Below are 6,203 nucleotides of genomic sequence, written 5' to 3' on the forward strand. Positions count from 1 at the left end.
CCGTCACGCGCACCGCGCCCACGGCCGCTGTCGCGGCTGCCGCTGTCACGGCCGCCGCTGTCACGGCCGCCGCTGTCACGGCCGCCGTCGCGCCCGGTCGGGCGGCCGCCCGCGGACGTGTGGCGCTTGCCGGTCTCGCCCAGGTCCTCGAGCTTCTCGGCGTCGAGGCCCGCGCGCGTCTGCGCCGACTTCGGCAGCCGCCCCTTGGTCCCGGCCGGGATGTTCAGGTCCGTGAACAGGTGCGGCGAGCTCGAGTACGTCTCGACGGGCTCCGGGATGCCCAGCTCGAGCGCCTTGTTGATCAGGCCCCAGCGCGGGACGTCGTCCCAGTCGACGAACGTGACCGCGGTGCCCTTGTTGCCCGCGCGCCCGGTGCGGCCGGTGCGGTGCAGGTAGGTCTTCTCGTCCTCGGGGCACTGGTAGTTCACGACGTGCGTGACGTCGTCGACGTCGATCCCGCGCGCCGCGACGTCCGTGGCGACCAGCACGTCGACCTTGCCGTTGCGGAACGCGCGCAGCGCCTGCTCGCGCGCGCCCTGGCCCAGGTCGCCGTGGATCGCGCCCGCGGCGAACCCGCGCTCGATGAGGTCGTCGGCGACCTTCGCGGCGGTGCGCTTGGTGCGGGCGAAGACGATCGTCAGGCCGCGGCCCTCCGACTGCAGCAGGCGTGCCAGCACCTCGACCTTGTCGAGCGCGTGTGCGCGGTAGACGACCTGCTTGATGTTCTTGACGGTCTGGCCGCCGTCGTCGGGGTCGTTCGCGCGGATGTGCGTCGGCTGCGTCATGTAGCGGCGCGCCATCGCGACGACCGCGCCGGGCATCGTCGCGGAGAACAGCATCGTGTGGCGCGACGCGGGCGTGCGCGAGAGGAGCTTCTCGACGTCGGGCAGGAAGCCCAGGTCGAGCATCTCGTCGGCCTCGTCGAGCACGACGCACCGCACGCGCGACAGGTCCAGGTAGCCCTGGTTGAGCAGGTCGATCATGCGGCCCGGGGTCCCGACGACGACCTCGACGCCGGTCTTGAGCGCGTCGACCTGCGGCTCGTACGCGCGGCCGCCGTAGAGCTGCACGATGCGCACCGAGCGCTTCGCGGAGGCGGTCATGAGGTCGCCCGCGACCTGGACCGCGAGCTCGCGCGTCGGGACGACGACGAGCGCCTGCGGCTTGCCGGGCGCCGGCAGCTCGTCGAACCCGGGCTCGCCCGGCGCGACGACGCGGTGCAGCAGCGGGACGCCGAAGCCCAGGGTCTTGCCGGTGCCCGTCTTGGCCTGGCCGATGATGTCGTGGCCCGAGAGCGCGACCGGCAGGGTCATCGCCTGGATCGGGAACGGGTGCGTGATACCGGCCGCGGCGAGCGCCGCGACGATCTCCGGGCGGACGTCGAAGTCCGCGAACGACGGGTTGCTCGCCTGCACGCTGCTGGAGGTGGCGGTGGCCTCGTCCAGCAGGGGCAGGCCCTCGACGGTGGTGGCGTCGGCGGGGAGAGCGGGATCGATGGTGGTCACAGGCGACTCTTCACTCGTGTGGTGGCGAGCCGCACGAGTCCCTCCGGCGCTCGGGCCGGGTCAGGAGACGGGCATCGCCACGTGGTTGGCCGGCAGCCGATCGTGAATGTCAGTTCGTGACGACGCGGCGCTCGCGAGCGGCGAGGGCGGTGGAGGCACGAGGCGGTCGAGACGACCGGGCAACCGATGTACGCCCTCGATGCTACCGGACGCCCGTCCGGGCGGCTGTGAGGCCGGTCACCCGGGAGCGTCGCGGCGCTACGATCTTCGGATGACCGAGACGCTTCCGACCGGCACGCAGGCCGCCCAGAGCGCCGACACCCTCGAGCTCCTGGGCCTCGTCGCGCAGCTCGAGCTGGTCGCGTTCGCGCGCCTCGCGGCCGACGCCGCGCTCGCCCCGACGCTCGCGCAGCGCCTCCAGCTCACGCGCTTCGCGGCGACGAGCGTCGAGCGGCGCGACCGGGTGCTCGCCCGGGTCGCCGAGCTGGGCGGCGACCCCGAGGCGGTCCTCGGCTCGTTCGCGCACGTGCTCGACGACTTCGACGCCCGCACCGCCCCGAGCACGTGGTGGGAGCGGCTGCTCACCGCGTACGTCGGCTACGGCGTCGCGGACGACTTCTGCCGGCACGCCGCGGCGTCGCTCGACGAGGAGTCGCGGACGCTCGTGCTCGACGTGCTGGGCGACGTCGGGCACACCGAGCTCGCGGTCGCCGAGCTCGACGTGGCGCGCGCCGACGACGAGGTGCTCGTCTCGCGGCTCGCGCTGTGGGGCCGCCGGCTCGTGGGGGAGGCCCTCGGCGTCGTGCAGAGCCTGCTCGCCACGCGTCCCGGGCTCGCCCGGCTCGCCGCCGCCGCATCGGACGGCGCGCAGGGCGGCGACGGCTCGGCCCGCCTCTTCGGCGAGCTCACCGCGCAGCACACGCGCCGGATGGGGCGCCTCGGGCTCACGGCCTGACGCGTCGCTCGGCCCCGGCACCGCGGTGCCTCGGCGCCGCCCGGCGGGGTGTGCCGGCTGACGCGGCGCGGCGCCAGGGCCCGCGGGCCCGGACAGCACGAGACCCGGCACGGTCAGCCGCGCCGGGTCCTCGTCCGTGCCGGGGTCAGAGGGTGCCGAAGCCCACGCGACCCTTCGACTCCGCGCCGATCTCGACGTAGCCGAGCGTCGCGACCGGGACGATGACGCGCCGGCCCCTGGTGTCGACGAGCTCGAGCACCGTCTTGCTCTCGAGCGCGGCAGCGACGGCCGCGGCGACCTGCTCCGCCGTCTGGTCGGACTCGACCACCAGCTCGCGCGGGAGGTTCTGCACGCCGATCGTGATGTCCACTGAAACCGTCTCCTCGCAGCTCTCCTCGTCCCGCACCGACGAGCGCGGGACGTACGGCCCGCGCTCGTCGCGCGGACCGCTCCGTCATCCTAGGCAGATCCGTCGTACTCGAAGTCCGGCCGGATGAGCCCGGCGACCCCGCCCCAGGCGAGTCGTCCGACCAGCTCCGCAGTCTCGTCGGCGGACGGCGCCCCCGCGACCCGGAGCCGGTGCGTCGCGGCGACCTGCGCCATCGCGGTGAGCGAGGTCGCGAGCATCACGGTGCTCCCCGTCGGCAGGCCGGTCACGTCCTCGAGGACGACGGCGATGCGGCGCGCGGCCTCGGTGGTCGCGTGCTCGACGCGCGTGCGGACGTCGGCGTCGTGCGTCACGTCGGACTCGAACAGCAGCGTCGAGGACTCCCCGGCGCCGTCGACGAACTCGACGTACGCGCGCACGATCGCCATGACGACGTCGCGCCCGTCACCCGGCTGCACGGGCCCGCGCTCGATCGGCTCGACGGCCGTCTCGATCGCGTCCACCAGGGCCTGGCCGCGCTGGTCGATCACGGCGAGGTAGAGGTCGAGCTTCGAGGGGAAGTGGCGGTACAGGACGGGCTTGCTGACCTCGGCGCGCTCCGCGATGTCGTCCATCGAGACGTGGTGGAAGCCGTCGCCCGCGAACAGCTCCTGGGCGACGCGGAGCACCTGCGCGCGCCGCGCCTGCTTCGCCATGCGCGGGCTCCTCGCGCGTCCCGCCCCCACCTCGCTCACCCGGCGATGGTAGCCACGGCATGTGTCCGGGATGCGACGATATTCGGATGTCGGCCCCCCACCCGTCCCCCGGACGGTCCAGCGCGGGGCCCGACGCGTCCTCGTTCGGGCGGCCTGCGCGGCGCAGACGGGCGCGTCTCGTGGCGCTCGCCGTCGTGGTCGTGTCGTTCTGCGCGGGCGGTGCGACGGCCGTCGGGTCGCTGCCCGGCTCGGCCGCGCGGGGCGCCGTCGTGCAGGCGTGGGGCTCCGTCACCGGGACGCGCGGCGACGACCGGGCGACGCGCGACGAGGTGCGGCCGACCGCGACGCCGACCCCGGAGCTCGTCGGCGAGCTCGACTCGCTCCCCGAGGAGCCGGTGGCCACCGACGCGACCGAGGTGTCCGACCAGGTGCTCGTCCCGCAGCTCGGCGGCGGGTCCACGAGCCTCGAGCGCGGGGGCGGGCCGACCGCGTCCGACCTCGCCGCGGGGCTGCGCTCGCTCGACGTCCCGCGCTCGGCGTCGGGCGACCTCGCGGTGGTCCCCGGGTCCCAGGCGGCGCCGTCGCCCGCGGCCGGCGCGGCGCCCGCGGTGCGCACGGTGCGCGTCGAGGTCGAGGAGGGGCTCGACGTCGACGCCGGGCTCTTCGCGTACACGGTCATGGCGACGCTCAACGACCCGCGCGGCTGGGGGGCGGACGGGTCGATGGTGTTCGCGCGCACCGACGGCGACGCCGAGCTGCGGGTCGTGCTCGCGTCCCCGGCGCTCGTCGACCGGATGTGCGCCCCGCTCGAGACCGTCGGGAAGGTGTCCTGCGGGATCAAGGGCAGCGCGGTGCTCAACTACCTGCGCTGGGTGGACGGCTCGAGCTCGTGGGACGGGGACAAGGTCGCGTACCGGCACTACCTCGTGAACCACGAGGTGGGGCACATCCTGGGCCACCGGCACGAGTACTGCGGCGGCCCGGGCGAGGTCGCGCCGCTCATGCAGCAGCAGACCGGTCCGATGGCGCCGTGCACCCCCAACCCCTGGCCGTTCCCCGGTTCCTGAGGGTGCGTGGGCGCCTCGCGTGGGCGCCACAGGAGTGTCGGTGGGGTGTGGTGTGATCTGCCCGTGAACCCCGGACCGTCGCGCGCCACGCCCCTGCGGCTCGTGCGTCCGGCGATCGTCGAGCAGCACGGTGCGGTGCTCACGCGCGGCGCTGCCGGCGCCGCCGGCGCGGGCGGGGTGCTCGAGGCCGGCGGCGGGCTCGCGCTCGACCCGCAGCAGCGCGAGGTCGTCGAGCGCGTCGCCGCCGGCACGGACCGGGCCCTGCTCGTGCTCGGCGCACCCGGCAGCGGCAAGACGAGCGTCGTGGTCGAGGCGGTCGTGGCGGCGCTCGCGGACGGCGACCTCGCGCCCGAGGACGTGCTGGTCGTCGCGGCGAGCCGGCGCGCCGCCGCGGAGCTCCGCGACCGGCTCTCGGCCCGGCTGCAGCGGACGTCCGGGCAGGCGATGGTCCGCACGGCCGCCTCGGCGGCGTTCGCGGTGCTCCGGGCGCGCGCCGCGCTGCTCGGCGAGCCGCCGCCGACCCTCATCTCCGGCCCCGAGCAGGACATGCTGCTCAGCGAGCTGCTCGCCGGGCACGCCGCGGGCGACGGCGTCCCGCTCGACTGGCCGGCGTCGGTCCCGCCCGAGGCGCTCGGCCTGCGCGCGTTCCGCGACGAGCTGCGGGACCTGCTCATGCGGGCCGCCGAGCGCGGGCTCGCGCCGGTCGACCTCGCCGAGCTCGGGGGGCGCCACGCCCGCCCCGCGTGGGTCGCGGCCGCCGCCGTCTACCAGGAGTACCTGGACGTCACGCTGCTGCGGACCGCGACGCCGGACCTGGGCTCGCGCTACGACCCCGCGGTCGTCGTCGAGGAGGCCGCCGAGGCGCTGCTCGCGTGGGACGACGAGGTCGCGGCGGCACCGCGCCCGGGCTGGCGCCTCGTCGTCGTCGATGACCACCACGAGAGCACCGCGGCGACCGCCCGGCTGCTGCGCGTGCTCGCGGACGGCGGCGCACGGCTCGCGCTCTTCGCCGACCCCGACAGCGCGGTGCAGACGTTCCGGGGCGCGAGCCCCGCGCTCGTCGCGCGCGCGACGGTCGAGGGCGACGGCCCCGGGGAGCTCGGTGCGCAGCGCCTCGTCCTCGGGACGGTCTGGCGGCACGGCACCCGCCTGCGCGAGGTGGCGTCCGGGGTCGCGGCCCGGGTCGGCGCCCAGGGGGCCGTCGTGCACCGCCGGGCCGCGGCACGCGACGGTGGACCGGGGAACGTGCGCGTCGCCATCCTGCCGAGCACCGCGCAGGAGGCCGCGTACGTCGCGCACGCGCTGCGGTTCGCGCACCTCGAGCACGGGACGCCCTGGGAGCGCATGGCGGTCGTGGCCCGCTCGGGCGCGCAGGTCACGGCGCTGCGCCGGGCCCTCGCGAGCGCGAGCGTGCCGGTCGCGGTGCTGGGCAGCGACGTCCCGCTGCGCGAGGAGCCCGCGGTCCGCCCGCTCCTCGACGCGGTGCGCTGCGTGCTCCCCGCCGGGACGGTCGGCGCCGCGGAGCTCGACGCGGAGACCGCGGCCCGGCTGCTGTGCTCCCCGCTCGGCGGGCTCGACACCGTGGGGCTGCGC

Annotated in this window: 6 protein-coding genes; 3 read left to right on the top strand and 3 right to left on the bottom strand. The window is 76.0% G+C overall.

Going from position 1 to position 6,203, the window contains the following annotated elements; genetic code table 11:
* On the bottom strand, window positions 1-1,454 hold a 1,454-nt coding region (locus AB6N24_RS22335; RefSeq protein ID WP_412871563.1), incomplete at its 3' end, for a DEAD/DEAH box helicase.
* A gap of 322 nt (window positions 1,455-1,776) precedes the next feature.
* Between AB6N24_RS22335 and AB6N24_RS22340 the strand changes: the two genes are divergently transcribed.
* A complete protein-coding gene (locus tag AB6N24_RS22340; protein ID WP_412871558.1) occupies window positions 1,777-2,460 on the top strand; it encodes a ferritin-like fold-containing protein in 684 nt (227 codons plus the stop codon).
* Window positions 2,461-2,605: 145 nt separating this feature from the next.
* On the opposite strand, the gene AB6N24_RS22345 is transcribed toward AB6N24_RS22340, so the two are convergent.
* Both AB6N24_RS22345 and AB6N24_RS22350 read right to left on the bottom strand, forming a co-directional pair.
* The gene (locus tag AB6N24_RS22345; protein WP_412871559.1) at window positions 2,606-2,830 is read right to left on the bottom strand and encodes a DUF3107 domain-containing protein; all 225 of its coding nucleotides are present in this window, start codon (window positions 2,828-2,830) and stop codon (window positions 2,606-2,608) included.
* An 89-nt stretch (window positions 2,831-2,919) separates the two neighbouring features.
* Window positions 2,920-3,543 (bottom strand): TetR/AcrR family transcriptional regulator, encoded by a 624-nt coding sequence (locus AB6N24_RS22350; protein ID WP_412871560.1) that lies wholly within the window; start codon window positions 3,541-3,543, stop codon window positions 2,920-2,922.
* 179 nt (window positions 3,544-3,722) lie between these two features.
* On the opposite strand from AB6N24_RS22350, the gene AB6N24_RS22355 reads away from it, so the two are divergent.
* Entirely contained in the window at window positions 3,723-4,610 is an 888-nt protein-coding gene (locus AB6N24_RS22355) for a DUF3152 domain-containing protein (RefSeq protein ID WP_412871561.1), read from the top strand.
* 63 nt (window positions 4,611-4,673) lie between these two features.
* Window positions 4,674-6,203, top strand: a 1,530-nt coding sequence (locus AB6N24_RS22360; RefSeq protein ID WP_412871562.1) for a UvrD-helicase domain-containing protein, incomplete at its 3' end; no start/stop codon positions are given.

This window comes from Cellulomonas jepli, from assembly GCF_047229345.1.
Lineage (GTDB): Bacteria > Actinomycetota > Actinomycetes > Actinomycetales > Cellulomonadaceae > Cellulomonas_A.

What these genes read in the sequence shown, in the direction of transcription:
- AB6N24_RS22340 (WP_412871558.1), top strand. Translation starts at nt 1,777, where the DNA reads ATGACCGAGACGCTTCCGACCGGCACGCAGGCCGCCCAGAGCGCCGAC.
- AB6N24_RS22350 (WP_412871560.1), bottom strand. Translation starts at nt 3,543, where the DNA reads ATGGCGAAGCAGGCGCGGCGCGCGCAGGTGCTCCGCGTCGCCCAGGAG.